At 36.0% G+C, this 20,447-nt stretch carries 14 protein-coding genes; 4 read left to right on the top strand and 10 right to left on the bottom strand.

What is annotated here, in order from left to right; genetic code table 11:
- Positions 1 to 42: 42 nt before the first annotated feature.
- The 9 genes from ACIQ0D_RS00295 to ACIQ0D_RS00255 all read right to left on the bottom strand — a co-directional run bounded on the left by ACIQ0D_RS00295 (position 43) and on the right by ACIQ0D_RS00255 (position 16,225).
- On the bottom strand, positions 43 to 1,029 hold the full coding sequence (locus tag ACIQ0D_RS00295) for a pyruvate dehydrogenase complex E1 component subunit beta (protein WP_395801970.1): 987 nt from the start codon (positions 1,027 to 1,029) through the stop codon (positions 43 to 45).
- Positions 1,030 to 1,227: 198 nt separating this feature from the next.
- On the bottom strand, positions 1,228 to 4,119 hold the full coding sequence (locus tag ACIQ0D_RS00290) for a PD-(D/E)XK nuclease family protein (RefSeq protein WP_395801969.1): 2,892 nt from the start codon (positions 4,117 to 4,119) through the stop codon (positions 1,228 to 1,230).
- Between the two features lie 2 nt (positions 4,120 to 4,121).
- Complete coding sequence (locus tag ACIQ0D_RS00285) at positions 4,122 to 7,469, bottom strand: UvrD-helicase domain-containing protein (protein ID WP_395801967.1); 3,348 nt, start codon at positions 7,467 to 7,469, stop codon at positions 4,122 to 4,124.
- Positions 7,470 to 7,627: 158 nt separating this feature from the next.
- Positions 7,628 to 9,343, bottom strand: coding sequence for a glycoside hydrolase family 3 N-terminal domain-containing protein (locus ACIQ0D_RS00280; protein WP_395801965.1), 1,716 nt, complete (start codon positions 9,341 to 9,343; stop codon positions 7,628 to 7,630).
- 203 nt (positions 9,344 to 9,546) lie between these two features.
- Positions 9,547 to 9,990 carry a nuclear transport factor 2 family protein gene (locus tag ACIQ0D_RS00275; protein ID WP_395801963.1) on the bottom strand — a complete coding sequence of 148 codons (444 nt, stop codon included), beginning with the start codon at positions 9,988 to 9,990 and terminating at the stop codon, positions 9,547 to 9,549.
- A 12-nt stretch (positions 9,991 to 10,002) separates the two neighbouring features.
- A complete protein-coding gene (locus tag ACIQ0D_RS00270; protein ID WP_395801961.1) occupies positions 10,003 to 10,512 on the bottom strand; it encodes a glutathione peroxidase in 510 nt (169 codons plus the stop codon).
- 163 nt (positions 10,513 to 10,675) lie between these two features.
- Positions 10,676 to 13,993: a vitamin B12-dependent ribonucleotide reductase gene (locus ACIQ0D_RS00265; RefSeq protein WP_395801959.1), complete on the bottom strand. Its 3,318-nt coding sequence runs from the start codon at positions 13,991 to 13,993 to the stop codon at positions 10,676 to 10,678.
- A 315-nt stretch (positions 13,994 to 14,308) separates the two neighbouring features.
- Positions 14,309 to 15,739: a pyruvate kinase gene (gene pyk, locus ACIQ0D_RS00260; protein ID WP_395801957.1), complete on the bottom strand. Its 1,431-nt coding sequence runs from the start codon at positions 15,737 to 15,739 to the stop codon at positions 14,309 to 14,311.
- 66 nt (positions 15,740 to 15,805) lie between these two features.
- Entirely contained in the window at positions 15,806 to 16,225 is a 420-nt protein-coding gene (locus tag ACIQ0D_RS00255; RefSeq protein WP_395801955.1) for an IPExxxVDY family protein, read from the bottom strand.
- Between the two features lie 146 nt (positions 16,226 to 16,371).
- Between ACIQ0D_RS00255 and ACIQ0D_RS00250 the strand changes: the two genes are divergently transcribed.
- The 4 genes from ACIQ0D_RS00250 (at position 16,372) to ACIQ0D_RS00235 (ending at position 19,606) form a co-directional block, all read left to right on the top strand.
- Positions 16,372 to 16,608 (top strand): acyl carrier protein, encoded by a 237-nt coding sequence (locus ACIQ0D_RS00250; RefSeq protein WP_008508386.1) that lies wholly within the window; start codon positions 16,372 to 16,374, stop codon positions 16,606 to 16,608.
- Positions 16,609 to 16,628: 20 nt separating this feature from the next.
- Positions 16,629 to 17,882, top strand: coding sequence for a beta-ketoacyl-ACP synthase II (gene fabF / locus ACIQ0D_RS00245; RefSeq protein ID WP_395801951.1), 1,254 nt, complete (start codon positions 16,629 to 16,631; stop codon positions 17,880 to 17,882).
- A gap of 77 nt (positions 17,883 to 17,959) precedes the next feature.
- A complete protein-coding gene (rnc, locus tag ACIQ0D_RS00240; RefSeq protein ID WP_395801949.1) occupies positions 17,960 to 18,688 on the top strand; it encodes a ribonuclease III in 729 nt (242 codons plus the stop codon).
- Positions 18,689 to 18,868: 180 nt separating this feature from the next.
- Complete coding sequence (locus ACIQ0D_RS00235; RefSeq protein ID WP_395801947.1) at positions 18,869 to 19,606, top strand: lysophospholipid acyltransferase family protein; 738 nt, start codon at positions 18,869 to 18,871, stop codon at positions 19,604 to 19,606.
- Here ACIQ0D_RS00235 and ACIQ0D_RS00230 read toward each other — a convergent pair.
- Positions 19,603 to 20,376: a hypothetical protein gene (locus ACIQ0D_RS00230; protein ID WP_395801945.1), complete on the bottom strand. Its 774-nt coding sequence runs from the start codon at positions 20,374 to 20,376 to the stop codon at positions 19,603 to 19,605. The genes ACIQ0D_RS00235 and ACIQ0D_RS00230 overlap by 4 nt on opposite strands.
- Positions 20,377 to 20,447 lie beyond the last annotated feature (71 nt).

Below are 20,447 nucleotides of genomic sequence, written 5' to 3'. Positions count from 1 at the left end.
CCCTAAAATAATTTAGGGTGCTTTAATAAGATTTATATTCTCTTATGCCTCCTTGTATAAGACACTCTTTACAGCTTTAACTACTTTATCTGCATTTGGAAGTGCTTCCGCAATCAAAGTTGGAGCGTAAGGTAGAGGAACATCCGCACATGCAACACGTAATACTGGAGCATCTAAGAAATCAAAGGCATCTTTCTGTACTTTGAAAGCCACTTCAGTTGCAATTGATCCTAGTGGCCATGCTTCTTCAACAAAAACCATACGATTAGTCTTTTTAACTGATTTTATTACTGTTTCATAATCAATCGGACGAACAGTACGAAGATCAATTACTTCAGCATTAATTCCATCTTTACTTAATTGTTCAACAGCAGGCATTACTACTCTTGTAAGCATTTTACCGAATGTTACAATCGTTACATCTGTACCTTCTTTTACAATATTTGCTTTGCCTAATGGAATGTAATATTCTTCTTCAGGAACTTCTCCTTTATCGCCATACATTACCTCAGACTCCATGAAAATAACTGGATCTGGATCAATAATAGATTGCTTTAATAAACCTTTTGCCTCATAAGGTGTAGATGGAACTACTACTTTTAAACCAGGACAGTTCGCATACCAATTCTCAAAATTCTGTGAATGTTGTGCGCCTAATTGGCCTGCATTACCTGTAGGGCCTCTAAAAACTATCGGACAAGTAAATTGACCGCCACTCATGCTATTCACCTTTGCAGCTGCATTAATTACCTGATCTATCGCAACAAGAGAGAAGTTAAAGGTCATGAACTCAATAATCGGATTTAATCCGTTCATTGCTGCACCAACACCTATTCCAGCAAATCCTAATTCGGCAATTGGAGTATCAATAACTCTTTTTTCACCAAATTCGTCAAGCATACCCTGACTTACTTTGTAGGCTCCATTGTACTCAGCAACCTCTTCACCCATTAAAAAGACCTTCTCGTTTTTACGCATTTCTTCATTTAATGCTTCACGAAGTGCCTCTCTGAACTGTATTTCTCTCATGTGTAAATTCAATTTTTGGAAAGCAAATATAGGTTTAATTTTGAAAATTATACCATAATCTAAGCCACTGAGCCAATTTTGTGATAAATTTTACCCTTATCAAACTTAAATTAGCCTTAGCCAAAATGCAATGTGAAACTTACAAGGTAAATTTGCTTGTACTAATGCAAAAACCTATCTATCAAGTCATTCAAAATACTAGCGCTGACAAATTCCCTTAAAATCGCAGTATGTACATGCATTCAAATTATCTGTCTGGCGGAAAGGTACCTCCGGATTAAAAAGCTCAGTAAATTTCTCCTTCATTTTAAGTTCTAACTTCGACTTAAATTCTATTAAATTCTCATCAATCAACTCAATGTGTTCGGACTTAGATTTTTTATTAAAAATAGTCCCTTTAGAAAAATCTTTAACCGTGTACAAATGTGGTTCAACACCTTGAACATTATTACATTTTTCATAAACAAGGGTATAGAATAGCGTTTGCAGTAAAGCCTTATTTTGACTTTTATCATCATCCGAAAATAAGCCCTCAAAATCTTTAAAAGCTAAACTATCCTTACCCGTTTTATAGTCAACAATTCTGGTTTTACCATTTATTGTATCAACTCGATCAATAATACCCATTAACCTCACCTGTTCCTCTTTTCCATCAAGTTCAAAGCTAAACAAAGGCGCATATTTATCTTTATGTTCAAGCTCCTTAATTACGAAGGGTGCAATCGAGGCATCATGCTCTAAAATTTTAAGTGCATATTGCTCAATTACCTTCAAAATAATTTGTTGTAAGGCACTTAGCTCCAATTTGTCTAGATTAGGATTAAGATTTAATTCCTCAGACATAGAATCTTGGCACATCTTCGGCAAAAGCCTCTTTCGCAGCTCAATATACTCAGCACTTACTTCCATACCTATTGAATCTTGATAAAAATGATCCATAACGGAGTGAAGCATGTTACCCACTGTATTGGCGCCAATATGATCTGGAAGCTCTTCAGGCTTTTTCAATTTGGCCACTTTAGCATAGAAAAACTTTAGGGGACATAGTAAATAATCATTAAAGCCAGAGGCAGATATTTTATTCTCATACTTTGCGTCGGGGTTTCTTTGGAGATATTTTCTTAGTTTTTCAAGAACTAATCCATCCTTCTCTACGATTATTTCCTGTTTGAGGGCATTTTCTATCGGCTGATTTTGCTGCAATACATAATTAAATTTACAGGAAGTTTCAAACTCCAATTGTTTAATAAATCTACTGGCTTCACTTGGAGCGGTATCACCGGCAACGCCATTGTAAATCAAGGTAATTTTTTTACCACAATGTAGCAAACGGTAAAAGAAATAGGCAAAAATAGAGTTTTGATTTTCAAGTACTGGTAAACCAAAAGCGCGCCTCACATTATCTGGAATAAATGAAGGGGTGATGCTCACCTTAGGTAAAACACCCTCATTCATGCCTAGAACAACAAGTTCATCAAAATCGAGACATCTACTTTCCAAAAGCCCCATCACTTGTAAACCAACCAAAGGCTCGCCGTCAAAAGGAACTGAAAGTCCCGAAAGTGCACGCCTTATTAATTTAAACACAAATGAAGCCTTCAGCTCTGGTCCTGTTGGGTTATTCACCAAGTCTTCAAAGCTATCCGACAGAATATTTAAATTTTTAACCGCTTCGGCGATAAGTAGACTTTCTAATTTTCGTAATTCAACGATTTCTTTAGAAATAAATAGAAGAAAACTTCCAAGGTTCCGAATAGACTGGGCAGGGTTTTCATAGCGACTAAAGACCATTTCAGCTGTTTTATCTAGCTTTTTTAACTCCTCAAGATTAAACCATGCTTTTTTATCACTAATAATTTCCTTGTGAATTCTGCTGCGATTCTCGACAGAAACTCCAATTAAAGGATTAAGAATAAAGCTTAAAACATGAGGGTAGCTTATGATATTCTTGCCACTACTAGCAATTTCATCTTGAATCTTAAGCCAAAGGTCGCATATTCCAAAAACTGCCGATTGCTCAAAAGGATAACCCATGGTGATGTTTAAATTTTCATCATCAAGAGTTTGAAGTACCGGTAATAACAAACCTTCATCGGCAAGAATAATGGCTTTTGAGCCCGCATTATCCTTACTTTCATCAGCAGCGAGAACTTGTTTTAAAATTTTTCCCTGTGCCACTTGGCCCATTGCCTGGACAATTGTAAATTCCTTTTCAGGCTGATTAATGCGGTTTTCCTCAATTTTAAACTGATTCTGCAATCCAATGGTATTGATATTCCTACGGATAAAATGCCCCGCCTCTTGTATAGAGTCTGAGAAATAATGCTCATCAGCATCAAAATAGAAAGAACATAATCCCTGATCTTGCCAGCTCTTAAATAGTATTTCCTCTGCTTTTGAGAGTGCATTAAATCCAGCGAAAACTACATGTTTGAATTTCTTAAGGAAGTTAGATTCAGAGTCTATTCCCTCAGCTAAATTTCGGTACATCCTGGCACTGGTAACAAGATTTTGCTCTGCCAGTTTCTTATGAAAATTTATGTAAAGATGAGGCATTCGATGCCACATTTCAATAAATTTTTCCTGAATTTTACTTTGTCTTTCTTGTGAAAAAGAAGCCCAAAAACTCTCCATAAACTCGAGCTGCTCCTTATCAAAATTTGGAAACTGCTGCTCCAACTCGGCTATACTCCCAATCAGGCTAAAAACCTTATCGGGATTGGCCATGTAATAATCAATTTGAGAAAAATCAGAAACAATTATCTCTGCCAGAGGATAAAAAACATCTGCACTAACTTGCTCTTTGCCTTCTTTAGCCAATAGCTGATTGTATTCCGATAAAAGCACAAAAAATTGCTTGAGCTGAGAAGCACAAACTTTTGACGTTGACTCAGCAAAAAACTGCTGTATGGTTAAAAAATGTGGACTCCAAATGGGTTTACCACTGATTTCTGCTAAATATTTTTTTAAAAATAATTGAGGTCTTTTATTGTTAAAAACAATCGCTACATGCTGCAAATCGTTGCCAAATCGATCTAAAAGATCAGAGGCTAAGCGCTGTAAAAATTTATCTGTTGACTTGCTATTCATAACTATACCTTTTGAAGTTTACTGTCTTGTGCGTACCATAAATAAGCATCAACCTGCTTGAACTCCCCCATTTTTAATAAATTATCACGATACAAACTGATATCTGTGATGTATTTCTTTTTTTCTTCACCAAATTTAAAGTCAAGTAAAATGGCATGATCGTTAAAAACAAATAATTTATCAGGCCTTTTTACCACCCCTGATTCAATAATCATATCCTTCTCACTAATTATTGACTGTGCTGTATCAAACCATTGCTTAATTTCATCTTGCATCAAAATAGCTACAACAGCTGCTTTAATTTCTTCACGTTCAGAGTCCCGAATGAGTCCTTCCTGCACCTTTTCAGCAATCAATTTATCTATATTATCTATCCCACTGAGGTTTTCAAGAATTTTATGAAGCGCAATACCTATTCTTTGTTTTGCATTAAACCAGGTTTCTTCGTTCATGCTATTTCGCTTAAAACGCTCCGTTATCTGTTCGTTAACCGGATAAGAGTTAAGCATTAAAAAATTGTGCGCTTTACTATCATCATCTCGAACTTTTTGAATAGGAATGTCACCAAAACTGTAAAGATTATCCTCAAATGTGAATTCTAATCCAGCATTATCACCAATTTTTAATAATTGAGCAAGGACTAATTGTAAATCATTAATAGGACTTATCTTCTCTGTTAGTTCTGTTTTTGGTTTTTTAGCCTTAGGATTTGGCGTTTTAGGGCAAATAATGCATAAATAATCTTTAGCTCTTGTACTAGCCACATAAAGTGTGTTTAGCTCATCCATATAATTAAGGAGTACTTCTTCGAAATAATCAGATGCAAAAACTGTAGACGATAAACTATTGGTGAAATCAACTGGTAAAGATTTAAAATTAGGAAAGCCTGCTGCCTCGGCATCCACCCACAGTAATTTAAGTTTGGCTCCAGTAGAGGAGGTATTTAATTTCCAATTCATAAATGGAATAATAACTGCTCCAAATTCGAGTCCTTTTGATTTATGGACAGTCATTACCTGTACTGCATCTTGATTTTCGGAGGATGGCAGTGCTTTATCTGAACCTTCATTTTCCCACCATTCAATAAATGCTGCAATGCCTTGATCTCCTGAGGATGCAAATACAGCCATTTGATCACGAAAAGCAAGAATATATGGAATATAACTCTGTGATTGTGAATCGCCTAAGCCATAAATTTTGATCAACTTTTCTGTTAATTCACTAATTGGTAAGTGACGGTATGATAAATAGTTTTCACATAATTTGGCAGGTAGAACATGTGTCAATTCGGACATTGGCTTTAAGGCAAATTTAAGCCAATCTTGACTATCAATACCTAGTTGTTCTTGATCTGGATAATGAATCTGATGCCATAATCGAGCACATTCAGCCTTGAAAACTCCACTCTCTGCCTCACGTACAATTAATAACTTGAAGGTGCTCAGCAATAATTTAACGGCGGGATCATTCTTGATTTTTAAAGCCTCACCTGAAATAACTTGGAAATTCTGCCCCGCTGCACGGCTTAGATTGGCATAGTTATCCTTATCAAAAATACACTTGATAATTCTTTCGGCTTCATCGTTTTTACGGACTAAAATACCAATGTCTCGCATAGAAAAACCTTGCTCTAAAAGATAAACGAGACGATCTATAGTATAACTTTCAGCCAAAGGATCAAGGTCATCATCCGCATTTGGCTCTTCATCTTTATAAAAAAACTTAACTTCTATCTTGCCTGCAGAGGTGGTTTTATCCGTTATTAATTGGCTACTACCTTCGTAAGCGGTTTCAATTAAGTTTGCATTATTGTTATCCCAATATTCTTGAAGGTGGGAATGGCCTGATTCAGCGAAAATACCATTTAACTGAGTCTGCAAAACCTTAGGAAGTTTTTGGTAGAGGAAATTGTTGAACTTAATTACATTTTCAGAACTCCTACGATTAAAAGCGAGCTCCTCTTCATTCACATTTTCTTCTAAAAGATTGTTTTTGATCTCACTATGAAGAATTCGCCAATCACCGTTACGCCAACGATAAATTGATTGCTTAACATCTCCCACAACTAAATGGGAAGCATGACCACCAGAAGCCCCCTCTGAAATCGCATTTTTTACCAATGGCAAAAAATTCATCCATTGAAAAGAGCTGGTATCTTGAAACTCATCAAACAGAAAATGCTTGAATTTATTTCCGGTCTTTTCCCAAATAAAGGATGGGTTATCTACATCAGATCCGGTTATACCTTTGAGCAATTGTTGGGCATCAGAAATTAAAAGCGCTTTATTATCAGAACGATAGTTCTTTAATAAATCAGCCATGCCTTGCATTAAACGTAAATAATCAGTGTTTTTTGCGATGGCGGTGTAAGTTTCATAAATGGGTGAACCTTCCTTATAGGTTGAGATTAATGTTCCTAACAGAGGATTAATTTCATTGTACAATGATTCTATGATCGCTGTGTTTTTTAACGATTTGTGGGGCCAGGAAGCATAGTCATTGAAGTATTTTTCAAGGTTACTAATAGGAGAAAAGTCTTCATCAAGTATTTTGCCAAGTTTGAACAAAGGATTTGAACTTTGCTGATTTAGCATCTCTTTGACGATACCTGCAGCATCAAATATTTCCTTAATTCTTATGGTTTGTTGGATAATTACTTCCTTAAAACTCTTTATGCCTTGATTTATGTGCGACCTTAATGCATTGAACTCATTAGCCTGATTGTCGCCCATCTCTTGCATAGCCTCTTGAAAGGGATAATAGCGTTCTTTAAAAATCTCGCTAGCTAAGTCTTTCAAGGATTTACGATAATCCCAATCTTTATTATCATTAATACGCTCAATAGCTAAATTACTTACCCATTGTAGTAAGTCGGCGTCTTGTTCTAGGCGTGAATTTAGGGCCTCAACGAGCTCCGTTTTTACCTTATCAATTTTAAGTTCCAGTTTATAGCCACTATCAAGGTTTAGCTCAAAGGCAAAACTTCTAATTAATTGCTGTACAAAACCATCAATAGTGCTTACTGAAAAACGGCTATAGTCGTGGAGAATTGAACTATAGATTTGACTTGCTTTAGTTCTTATATCTTGATCACTCAAGGTTGGAAAGCTTTCTCTTAAAATTCCTGCAAAATTTGACTTCTCAAAGCCATGGCTTGCCAAATCTTCTAATGCACCTAAAATCCGCTCCTTCATTTCGGCTGTCGCCTTATTGGTGAAGGTAACGGCTAAGATTTCACGAAACTTACCCTTCCCACTAAAAAGTAGAATAAGATAATGAGCTGTCAGGGCAAAAGTTTTACCAGAACCAGCAGATGCTCGGACTAATTTTAATGCTTTTTGTTGAGGCATTCTAGAATTTTGAATTGGTTTGAAATAGGCTAATTAACAATAATATAGCAAAAAAAAATGAATTTTGCAAATAAAAGCTTAACTGCCTCAAAAATTTGGACAAAAAAAGAGGGCAAAACCTATGCTTTGCCACCCTTTTATTGAATATAATTTTAAGATTATTTGATTAATCCATCTCCATTTATAAAGCTAGAGTTTATTGTTACCGGTAACTTTCCACTAGCTTTTAAACCGCCATTTATTACTCGGAAACTTGCATTTTGAGCCTCCTTCGTATTTTGATAATTTATCAGGATTGTTTTAGCTGATTCAATGCCCGGCAATCCAGCAAGGCTATAAGGATTAGCAAAAACAGCAAAGAGGCTATTCATACCTGCAAGCTCAGCAACAAAAGATTTAAGACTTTTATTATAATCCAAAACTGGTGCCGGACGCTTACGCATATCGTGGATTCCAACAATGATTTGATCATAAGCCTTTAGTTCATTACGAACATTATCAATTTCTTGATCAGTAATATTTTTAGGTAAAATATAATTCATCGAGTTCGATAAAACAGGTCTGAAGCTATTTTGAAATGCACTTAATTCATTTGTCCCTATGCTCAAAATCGCAGTTTTCTTAGTCCTATCAAAGTTTTTTAGTTGAACATCACTGTTTAATACAGTTACTGCTGCATCGGCAAGCTTTTGGTTAAGTAAAGCTGCCTCTGGGCGATTTAAATAGGCAATTAGATTATTAACTTGAACATATTTACTGGTATGAAGTCCTGCCCAATACTTGCTGTAAAGAATCTTTTTAACACTCGCATTTACTTGGTCCCAAGTCAAATTCCTTTTCTTTATGGCCTTCCTTACTAATTTTACTGCTCTTTTTGAATTCCCAGAAAGCTCAATTACATCCATTCCTGCAATAATTCCAAGTACATCCCCTTCTCCATTAGGAAAAAATTTAGCTACACCCTTCATTTCCATAGCATCAGAAAAAATTAATCCCTTAAAACCTAATTCCTCTTTCAATAAGTTGGTAACAATAGGCTTTGAAAGTGTTGAAGGCAGATTGGGAGTATTATCTAGCGATGGTATATTCATGTGGGCAACCATCATTCCAGACGCGCCTTCTTTAATTAATTCTTTAAATGGATATATCTCCAATGAATCGAGGCGTGCTTTGCTAAAGGGTAATTGTGGCAGATCATAATGCGAATCTACATCTGTATCTCCATGCCCAGGAAAATGTTTTACACTTACTATCACTTGATTGTCTTGCAATCCCTTCATATAGGCCGTAACCTTTTCTGCCACCTTAAATTTATTATCTCCAAAAGAACGTACTCCAATAACCGGATTTTTCGGGTTATTATTTATATCAGCAACAGGTGCAAAATTAACATGCATACCCATCCGCTTAAAATCTAAAGCTACTTGTCTTCCCATTTCATAAATAAGCTTGTTGTCTTGAATAGCGCCCATTGTTAATTGATATGGGAATGATATGGTGCTATCTAAACGCATTCCCAATCCCCATTCAGCATCCATAGCAAGCATCAAAGGCACCTTGCTAATTGATTGATAACGATTGGTTAAAAGAGCTTGCCTCACCGGACCACCCTGAAAGAAAACTAAACCTCCTATACGTTCTTTTTTAATGACTTTGGCAATCGAATCTTCAAAAGCTTTCCCCTTATCGGTATGGGCTCTAACCATAAACATTTGTGCTATTCGATCACGTTTACTCAATTTTTTAAATACCGAATCAACCCAAGCATTTGGCTCATTAATGCCTTCAATAAATGATTTTGGAGTTTGAGCAATAAGAGCTAGGGGGCATAAAAATGCCCATAAGAAAACAATATGTTTAACTTTTTTATTCATGTGATAATAATTCAAAATTTTAATGCTCTAAAATTAACATTAAATTTTAATTGAGGGTGATTAGAATAGCATTCATATTTTGAATCAGAATGGGAATAATTTCATAACATGCAGACTAAATATTACAATATTATTAAAAGGCAGCCTTTTTAAACAAAAAACCTCCGCTTTACGGAGGTTTCTAATTCATTTAAAGATGTTAATTATTGATTAATTGTAATCTCAGAGATTTGCCAATTACTTTCTACAAGAACAAACTTCAGGTTAAATCTATAGGTTCCGGTAATATCCATCTCATTACCATTTATGTTTCCAAAACCTTCAACTTTCAAATCTGCAGAAGCATCTGCTTGAGTACCATTAATTTTAATGGATCTATTTAAGGCTTCCGACTTGCTAATTGAGTAAATACCCTGTGTAAAAGCCATAATAATGCTTGACTTGTTTAATGTGCTTCCAGTTGGATCATACATTTTACAGCCATCATTTAAGTTAGCTTGCATCCAAACTTTATCCTTTTTTACAAGCGCTACAGAAAAACTATCAATTAAAGTAGTAAGTTGATCTTCATTAACTGGACGCAAGGGAGTGCTATTTACATGCGAAACAGTAAAAGCAAGGAAAAATATTAACAGGAGCTTTTTCATAAAATTAAAGAATTATAAATGTTTAGTTATTTCTTGCGACATAGGAGTAACTGCAGAACGGAATCTATGTATTAATTGGCCGTTCTCATCAATTAAAAATTTCTCAAAATTCCATTTAATATCGCCTGTAAAATCAGGATTTTCTGCACTTGTTAAATGCTTAAACAAGGGAGAAATATCAGCTCCCTTAACGCTACTCTTTTCAGCAAGTGGGAAGGTAACGCCAAAGTTCTTCTGACAAAACTCTTTAATGTTCAAATTCTCTCCAGGCTCTTGTCCGCCAAAATTGTTTGCTGGAAAGCCAATTACTACCAGTTTTCCTTTGTAGGTGTCAGCAAGCTTTTGAAGTTCTGCATATTGTTTGGTGTAGCCACATTTAGAAGCTGTGTTTACGATGAGAATCTTTTTGCCTTTATATTTACTTAGATCAAGATTCTTACCATCAATATCTTGCACCTTGAAGGTAAAAATTGAAGGGGGGCTGCTCATAAATATGCTTAGAATTACCAATAGTGTTTTCATATCATAAAGTTAAAGTTTAAAAACTGAATCTCCCATAAGTTAGCAATAAAGAATTAAAAAAACAATTAGCTGACAATGAGGTAATAAACAATGAGCTTAATAACCGAAAAAGCAAAACCCCAACATTTCTGGAGGGGTTTCACTAAATTAGAGTATGTGTTAATTAGCTACATCCGCCTTGCGTACCGCAGTTTAGACACTTATAGCAAGTACCAGATCTTACGGTTATGTGACCGCAATTAGTACAAGCTGGAGCATCCGATTGTCCACCACCTGAAATATCTAATACAGGCTTTAATTTAGCTCCTGCTGATGGTTTAGATGCAGCTACCGGGTTTTCTGCAAATGAATTACTTGTATCGGTATTCACATCTTCATCTGCCATTTGAGGATTGCCTAAAACAACTTTCTGTTCGGTAAGAACATGTACTAAATCAGTGCGGTTTAAGTACTCATAACCTAACATTCTGAAGATATAATCAACAATTGATGTTGCACTCTTAATGTTATCATGACCATTAACCATTCCAGATGGCTCGAAGCGAGTGAAGGTAAATTTATCAACAAACTCTTCTAGTGGCACACCATATTGAAGTCCCACAGACACTGCAATAGAGAAACAGTTCATTAATGAACGGAATGTTGCACCTTCTTTGTGCATATCCACAAAGATCTCACCTAAAGTACCATCTTCATATTGTCCTGTGCGCACGAAAACTGTTTGTCCGCCCACAGCCGCCTTTTGAGTAAATCCACCACGCTTACTAGGCAAGTTTTTACGTTCAACAACAGAAGACAATTGACGCTTGAACTTAGTATCAGTAGAACGTTCCAAAATAGCTCTAGCTGCTTCTAATACTTGATCTGCAGTAAGATCGCTTAGTTTAACATTTGCTGCTTCACCTAAAACTTCGTCAACAGTATCTAATTTATCTTCCTTACTATCAGATGATTTAGTTGATAATGGTTGAGATAATTTACAACCATCACGATAAAGAGCATTTGCTTTTAGAGCAAGCTTCCATGACAATTCATAACAATCCTTAATTTCTTCAACTGTGGCTTCATTTGGTAAATTAACAGTTTTTGAAATCGCACCTGATAAGAAAGGTTGTGCAGCGGCCATCATTTTGATGTGACCGTGAGCATGAATATAGCGCTCACCTTTTTGTCCGCATTTATTAGCACAATCAAAAATCTCATAATGCTCTTCTTTTAAATAAGGAGCACCTTCTACAGTCATTGTTCCGCAGATGTATTCATTAGCTTCAGCAATTTGCTGACGGTTAAATCCGATTGCACGTAATAAATTAAAATCAGGAGAAGAATATTGCTCAGCTTTAAAACCTAAGCGATTTAAACACTCTTCACCAAGGCTCCACTGATTGAATACGAAACCGATTTCAAAGGCAGCAAGAAGTGACTTATCAATTTTTTCTAATTCATCTTGAGTAAATCCTTTAGCAGCAAGACTATCGAAATTGATATGTGGAGCACCATTTAATGTTGCAGCACCTTTAGCATAATTAACTATTGCCTCAATTTCATGCTCCTTATAACCTTGATTACGTAGAGCTGCAGGTACACCTTGATTAATGATTTTGAAATAACCACCACCTGAAAGCTTTTTAAACTTAACCAATGCAAAATCAGGCTCAATACCAGTTGTATCGCAATCCATAACCAAACCAATAGTTCCAGTCGGAGCGATTACAGTAGTTTGAGCGTTACGGTATCCATGCTTCTCTCCTAGTTCAACTGCTTTATCCCAAGCATTACATGCTGCAGATAATAAATAATCAGGGCAGAACTTAGGATCAATTCCTGGAGGCGCAATTTCTAATCCTTCATAAGAATCGTTATTGTAAGCTGCATAGCGATGATTACGCATCACACGTAGCATGTGTTTTTTGTTCTCTTCGTATTTCTTGAATGTTCCAAGTTCTCTGGCCATTTCTGCCGAAGTTGAATAAGCTGTACCCGTCATGATAGCAGTTATTGAGCCACCAATTGCACGAGCTTTATCACTGTCATAAGGAATACCTGCAACCATTAACATAGAACCTAAGTTTGCATATCCTAAACCTAGTGTACGGTAATCGTATGATAATTGAGCAACTTCTTTTGAAGGGAATTGCGCCATCAACACAGAAATTTCAAGAACAACAGTCCAGATACGACAAGCATGCTCAAAACCTTTCACATCAAAAATTAATGTCTGAGGATCAAAGAAATGTGCTAAGTTGATTGAAGCTAAGTTACATGCAGTATTATCCAAGAACATGTATTCTGAACAAGGATTAGATGCATTGATACGACCACCTTCTGGACAAGTATGCCATTCGTTAATTGTTGTATCATATTGCATTCCTGGATCTGCACAAGCCCAAGCGGCAAAAGAAATATCATTCCATAATTTTTCAGCTGAAATAGACTTAACAGGTTTTCCGTTAGTACGGCCAATTAAATCCCAATTTCCACCTTCTTCAAGTGCTTTGAAGAAAGAGTTTGGTACACGAACTGAGTTATTTGAGTTCTGTCCAGAAACTGTACGATAAGCTTCACCTTCATAGTCGGATGAGTAACCAGCAGCAATTAAAGCCGCCACTTTTTTCTCTTCTTCAACTTTCCAGTTTACAAAACCTTCAATTTCAGGGTGATCAAGATCTAAACACACCATTTTGGCTGCACGACGAGTTGTTCCACCCGATTTGATTGCTCCAGCAGCACGATCACCAATTTTGAGGAAAGACATCAATCCAGATGAATAACCACCACCAGAAAGCTTTTCGCTCTCACCACGAATAGATGAGAAGTTAGTCCCAACTCCTGAACCGTATTTAAATATTCTTGCTTCTCTAACCCAAAGATCCATGATACCACCATCATTCACCAAATCATCACTTACAGAAAGGATGAAACATGCATGAGGCTGGGGGCGCTCGTAGGCCGAAGTTGACTTTTCTAATTGATCTGAATCAGGATTTACAAAATAATGTCCTTGTGGCTTTCCTGTGATGCCATAAGAGCTGTGTAAACCTGTATTGAACCATTGTGGTGAATTTGGCGCAGCTAACTGCCCTACAATGGTGTAAACTAATTCATCATAAAAAATAGAAGCATCTTTTTTTGTCGCGAAATAATTGTAACGCTCACCCCAAGATTGCCAGCAATGAGCCATACGATGTGCCACTTGCTTGATGCTGTTTTCTGATGAAGTGGTTCCATCAGGCTGAGGCACTCCTGCTTTACGGAAATACTTCTGAGCTAAAATATCGGTTGCCACCTGACTCCAAGTCTCAGGTACTTCAACATTGTTCATTTCAAATACTGCATCACCTGCCGGATTACGAATTACCGAGGAACGCTTTTCGTATTTAAAAAGATCGTAAACATTTACACCCTCTTTGGTGAAATATCTTTGGAATCCGAGACCCTTTCCGGTTCCATTCGTAGCTTTTTTGGTAGATGCTTTAGCCATATTAAAAATGAATGTTATTGTGATTGAACTAGTTAACCCTAACAAAAATGTTAGGGGGTTTTTCATCAAATTTATTAGATGATTGCATTTATATACAATCAGAGTTTTCCACAGATTCAAAGTGTATATACACCGTAACAGTCTAATGGTGAGCAAAAGACTGTTTAGCAGGCAATTAACTATGTGGAAAACTCGACAAAAGTGCCTTTTTAGCTAATTGTTGGTACACTTAAATTTAAACAAAAAAAGCCAGAAAAATCTGGCTTTTGTATATGGCTTGTTGTAGCTCAAAAAATGATTAGAATTAAGCGAATTTTAATCGATAACAGAAACCTTTATCATATTAGTTTTACCCTTTTTCTCAATCGGAATAGCGGCAGTGTTTATAACTACATTTCCAGGCTCTACTAAATTCTCCGACTTTAAAATTTGGTTAACATCGCGGAAAGTTTTATCCGTACTTTCAAAACGATCATAAAAGAAACCCCTAACACCCCACAATAAACTCAAAGTGTTAAGTAGTTTAACATTACTTGTGAAAATAAATGTAGCTGCTTTAGGTCGGTAGCTAGATATTTCAAAAGCAGTATAACCCGACGATGTCATAGAAATAATACCAACTGCATTAGTACTTTCGGCAAGAAATACAGCAGATCCGCAAACAGCATCGCCCATATAAGTTGGAGAATTTTTATTCAAAACTTTTGCAGTGCTGTACGGATAATCATTCTCCTCCACATTTCTAACAATTTTCTGCATGGTTTCGATAACAATTAGTGGATATTCACCAACAGATGTCTCACCACTAAGCATTACCGCATCAGCACCATCAAGAACTGAGTTAGCAACATCATTTACTTCTGCTCGCGTTGGACGCGGAGAGGTAATCATACTTTCAAGCATTTGAGTTGCTACAATAACTGGTTTTGAAGCTGCACGACACTTTCTTGCTATCATTTTCTGCAATAAAGGCACCTGCTCCATAGGCATCTCAACACCTAAATCGCCACGAGCAACCATTACACCATCAGTTACTTCAATAATCTCATCGATATTATCTATGGCTTCCGGCTTTTCAATTTTAGCAATTACACGGGCTGCATTTCCACTTCTGGCAATAATTCTCTTAAGCTCAATAATATCTTCAGCAGAACGAACAAATGATAAACCAATCCACTCCACGTCATTTTTCAATGCAAACTCCAGATTATCTAAATCTTCCTCAGTTAAGCTAGGTATAGAAACCTTTGTATTCGGTAAATTTACACCCTTACGAGAAGTTAATACACCGCCATAAACTACTTCGCATTGAACAGTATCTTTATTGTTAGTGCTTAAAACGCGCATTTGGATTTTTCCATCATCAAGAAGGATAATTTCTCCAGAACGTACATCACTTGGGAAACTCTGATATGTAATATAAATCTGCTTTTCATCGCCAAGCAGCTCTTTGGTAGTAATTTCAATCTTATGACCACTGGCAAGATTAACACCGCCTTCTTTCACCAATCCAATACGGATTTTAGGTCCCTGTAAGTCGGCTAATATTCCAACATTGGTTTTATATTTCTCATTTATCTCACGAATAACATCAATCACCTTTTGATGATCTTCTTGACTTCCATGCGAAAAATTTAATCTACAAACATCAACTCCTGCCTTTATCATGTTTAACAATACTTCTTTAGAAGAAGAAGCAGGGCCTAATGTGGCTACAATTTTAGTTCTGTTATGAACCGTTTTCATCAGCTATTTATTTAATTGAATTATTTTTTTGAACAAAGTGTACTAAATACACGATACAATAAAGTGCTAAAATATGAGATTTTCTTTGGATTTCAATTTTTTAGGGTCAACTTCTATTGCAACTAATATTTCTGGAATCTTATTTAACTGGCTTATTAGTTGCTTAAGATCTTCCAAATCGATATAATTTCTAATTAAAATAAAAAAATCTGCTTTTTTCATTTCAGGCACCAAAAAACCTTCAAAGCCCTTATTAGCAATGATATATAACTCTGTATCAGCTTCTGGCATCAAATAAAAATATCTACTAAAATAATTATTTTCATTTCCTGCATTGAAGGGAAGCTCTAAATCACTAATCTTGCAGAAGTCGGTACTCAATTGTTTATTGATTTTGAAACAAAAAATATAGTCTTTAAGCTGCGTACTTATAGCAAGCAATTTAAAGTCTAGGTCAAGTTCAAATTTTAATGTAGTTTTATTCAAAGTTTTTTGCGCGTTAAAAAGCAAATGTAATAAGCTTAAACCTTAATTTATAGGGCATTTTAAAATGGTAAAAACAAAAAGGTTTGAAAATTGATAGAATTTATTTTTCTTTGCACTGAATTATTTAACAATTAAATTATAAAACCATGTCTGATATCGCTTCAAGAGTTAAAGCAATTATCGTTGAAAAATTAGGTGTTGACGAAAGTGAAGTTACACCAGAGGCATCTTTCACCAATGATCTTGGTGCCGATTCACTAGACACCGTGGAATTAATCATGGAGTTTGAGAAGGAATTTAATGTAGCTATCCCTGATGATCAAGCTGAAACTATCGGCACTGTTGGTCAAGCTATAGCTTATTTAGAAAAAAACGTAAAGTAATTTACGATATCCTCATATAGATGGAGCTAAAAAGAGTTGTTGTTACAGGATTAGGCGCGCTTACTCCAATTGGTAATACTGTCCCAGAATTCTGGGATGGCCTGATCAATGGCGTAAGCGGTGCCGGTCCTATAACTCATTACGATCCCGAAAAATTTCGCACAAAATTCGCTTGTGAAGTAAAAAACTTCAATCCGGAAGATTTTTTGGAGAAAAAAGAGGCTCGTAAATTAGACCCTTTTGTGCACTATGCAATTGCTGCATCGGATGAGGCTATTAAAGATGCTGGTTTAGATTTTCCAAATCTCGATACTAATCGAATTGGTGTAATCTGGGGTTCTGGTATAGGTGGTTTAAAAACCTTTACCGATGAAGTTACCAACTTCGCAAACGGAGATGGATCTCCACGATTCAATCCCTTTTTCATTCCTAAAATGATTCTGGATATCGCACCAGGCCACATTTCTATTAGACATGGCTTGCGCGGTCCGAATTTCTCTACCGTTTCTGCTTGTGCCTCATCAACCAATGCGCTGATTGATGCTTTTAATTATATCCGATTGGATATGGCTGATGTTATCATTTCAGGTGGTTCAGAAGCTATTATTTATGAAGCAGGAATGGGTGGATTCAATGCAATGCATGCACTTTCAACTAGAAATGATGATCCAAAAACAGCTTCCCGCCCATTTGATAAAGATCGTGATGGTTTTGTTGCAGGTGAAGGTGCTGGAGGTATCGTTCTAGAAAATTTAGAACATGCGCTTGCTCGAGGTGCTAAAATTTATGCCGAATTGGTAGGTGGTGGTATGAGTGCAGATGCAAATCATATTACTGCTCCACATCCAGAAGGATTAGGTGCTAAATTAGTAATGACCAATGCCTTGAGAGATGCTCGTATGAGTCCGGCTGACATTGATTACATCAACGTTCATGGAACTTCTACTCCACTAGGAGATATTAGTGAAGTGAAAGCAATTCTTGCAATGTTCGGTGAAAATGCATTCAAGCTAAATATTAGCTCTACAAAATCAATGACAGGCCATTTACTAGGTGCTGCTGGAGCTATTGAGGCTATTGCATCAATTCTGTCTGTAAAAAATGATATTGTTCCACCAACAATAAATCACTTTACCGATGACCCAAGCTTTGATCCACGATTGAATTTTACCTTCAACAAGGCTCAAAAACGTACAGTTAATGCTGCTTTAAGTAATACTTTTGGTTTTGGTGGTCACAATGCTTCTGTTATTTTCAAAAAATACAAAGCCTAAACAGAATTCATTAAATATTTTAAGCTAATCTATTTAAACTTGTTTATTAGTCCTTATCAATTGATTAACGGTCATTAATGCCATTTTCAAAAATCTATAAGCTCTATTTTTCGCCAAATCGTAAGTACATCCGTTCTTTACGAAATCTTTTAGGTTTTGTTCCCGGGAATGTGCGACTTTACCGAATGGCATTCAGGCATCGCTCTGTTGCAGTTGAAATAAAAAATGGGGCTAAAAATAGTAATGAACGACTCGAATTCTTGGGAGATGCCATTTTAGGAGCAGTAGTTGCAGAGCTACTTTTTAAGATGTATCCCTATAAAGATGAAGGCTTTTTAACCGAAATGCGCTCCAAAATAGTGAGTAGGGCAAATTTAAATCAACTTGCTAAACGCCTTGGCCTAGATGAACATATCGAATTTGATAACAGAGCAATAGGTCATAATAATAAACAAGGATCTTTATTGGGTGATACCTTTGAGGCTATGATTGGCGCTATTTACATGGATAAGGACTATAATTTCACAAGAAATTTCCTTCTTAACCGCATAATAAAACCGCACGTTGATATTCATACGCTTGAACAAACTGAAACAAATTTCAAGAGTAAACTCATAGAATGGTGCCAACGCCATGGAAAAGACATTACTTTTGAAATTATTCCGAACGAAGAAGGCGAAAATTCAAAACTGTTTACCATACAAGTAAATGTAGATGGCGAAAATTGTGCGATTGGAAGAGATTATAACAAGAAAAATGCAGAAAAACTGGCTGCAGAAAAAGCTTGTGATTTTTTAAATATCTAAGATTAACACTGTCTCATCAAAATTAACTAGAAAATACTGATTTAATTCCAATCAGTATTCCATATACACCCTCCAACTAATTCAAAATAAGCTTATTCAGACAAACAATGATCAAACAATGATGAATATTTGTGTCTATTGAAATAACCTTATATTTAATTAAAATATAACATCTTAACAATGCTTAAAAAAATAATCGCAGTCCTTTTTATAGGCTATAGCCTAAGCATATTTATTTTGGCTATGCTCATAGTAATGCCCTTTATTTTGATTATTTCTCTACTATTTAAACATAAGCAAGCTCAAGATATCATCTTCATTTTTCTGAAAGTTTGGGCTGGAATATTTTCTGTTCTCTGTTTTTTTCCAATTAGAAGTCGGGGGTATAAGCTCCATAATCCTGATAAAGCATACATCTATGTAAGTAATCATAACTCCTATTTAGATGCTATTGCAGTGGTTTTGAGCATCTCTGGATCTGTAAAGCCCCTAGGAAAGATAGAAATGGTTAAAACTCCTCTTTTTGGCATGATTTACAAAAGAGTAGTGGTTTTAATCGACCGCAAAGATAAGGAAAGTCGCGCACGAAGTGTTGAAGAACTTAAAACCGACTTAGCTAGGGGGCAATCCATCTTAATCTTCCCTGAAGGAACCATGAATAAAACCGAATCGAATCTAGCCGATTTCTACGATGGTGCATTTAGATTAGCCATCGAAACACAAACCGATATCGCCCCTATGGTGATTTTAAATGCCCGAAATTTATTGCCTAGAGCTAATCCACTTCATGTTAAAGCAGGGCTTACAACTTGTGTTTTTGATGAACCAGTACAAGTTATGGGCTTAGAAGCTGAAGATCTTGAAGATTTAAAAGCTAAGGTTAGAAAGCGCATGGAACTATTAATCGAAAGCAACTAGTATTTCAAATTCCTCTCGGTTAAATCTTTAGCTTTAGGCAAAGGTGGCAAACTTCTTAATCCCTTGGGCCTACCAGCCTGATTAAATGTTTGAAGTGATCTTTTTACATAATTAATGAATGCGTACTCATCCCAAGTAGATAGTGAACTGTAATCGGGACGATACATAACCATAAAATTTTTAAGATCAAGACTATCCAATCCTGTAATATTTTGAATGGCGGTGGCATTAAACCTACGATCAACCTCAGATTGTTGAAGCTCAGTAATATAATAAGCATTAAACCGTCGAGCTTGGGCAGGCGTTTTACCTACAAGTTCATAAATGGCTGTAAGAGGTTGAAAGATAAAAGCTAAAAAGGGTGGCTTACCTGCGAAATAAGAGCCATTTTTACGATATTGCTTCTTAATTTCATCCAATTCTTGCTTCTTTGTCTCACCCACTACTTTTATTTCTGCAAGCTTAATTACTGGCTGCATCCTTAAAACTAAATCAGAAAGATTAGGTAAAACAAGAACTAAATCAGTAAATCCCAATTTCGAAAAAATAAGAGTATCGCCCTTTGATGCAGTAATTCTAAAGAGACCATAGGCATCCCCCTCCGTAACTTGTCGCGTTTTCTTATTCAGAATATACACATTTGGGATCTTTGACATACCCGTCTTATCCATCACTAGTCCACGAACTGAGCTTTCTTGCGCATACAATATTTCAATATTCACAAACACCAATTGAACAAGAATCAGTAAAAGGACAAAAATTTTCTTCATCAGCATCAAAATTAGTAAAACATAGGCTTTTAATAGTCTAAATAATGTTAAATGACGATATTATTAAGGCT

The sequence above is a fragment of the Daejeonella sp. genome (assembly GCF_044342615.1).
Lineage (GTDB): Bacteria > Bacteroidota > Bacteroidia > Sphingobacteriales > Sphingobacteriaceae > Daejeonella.
Note: the sequence above shows the minus strand (reverse complement) of the source record. Positions and strands in the feature narration are given on the sequence as shown.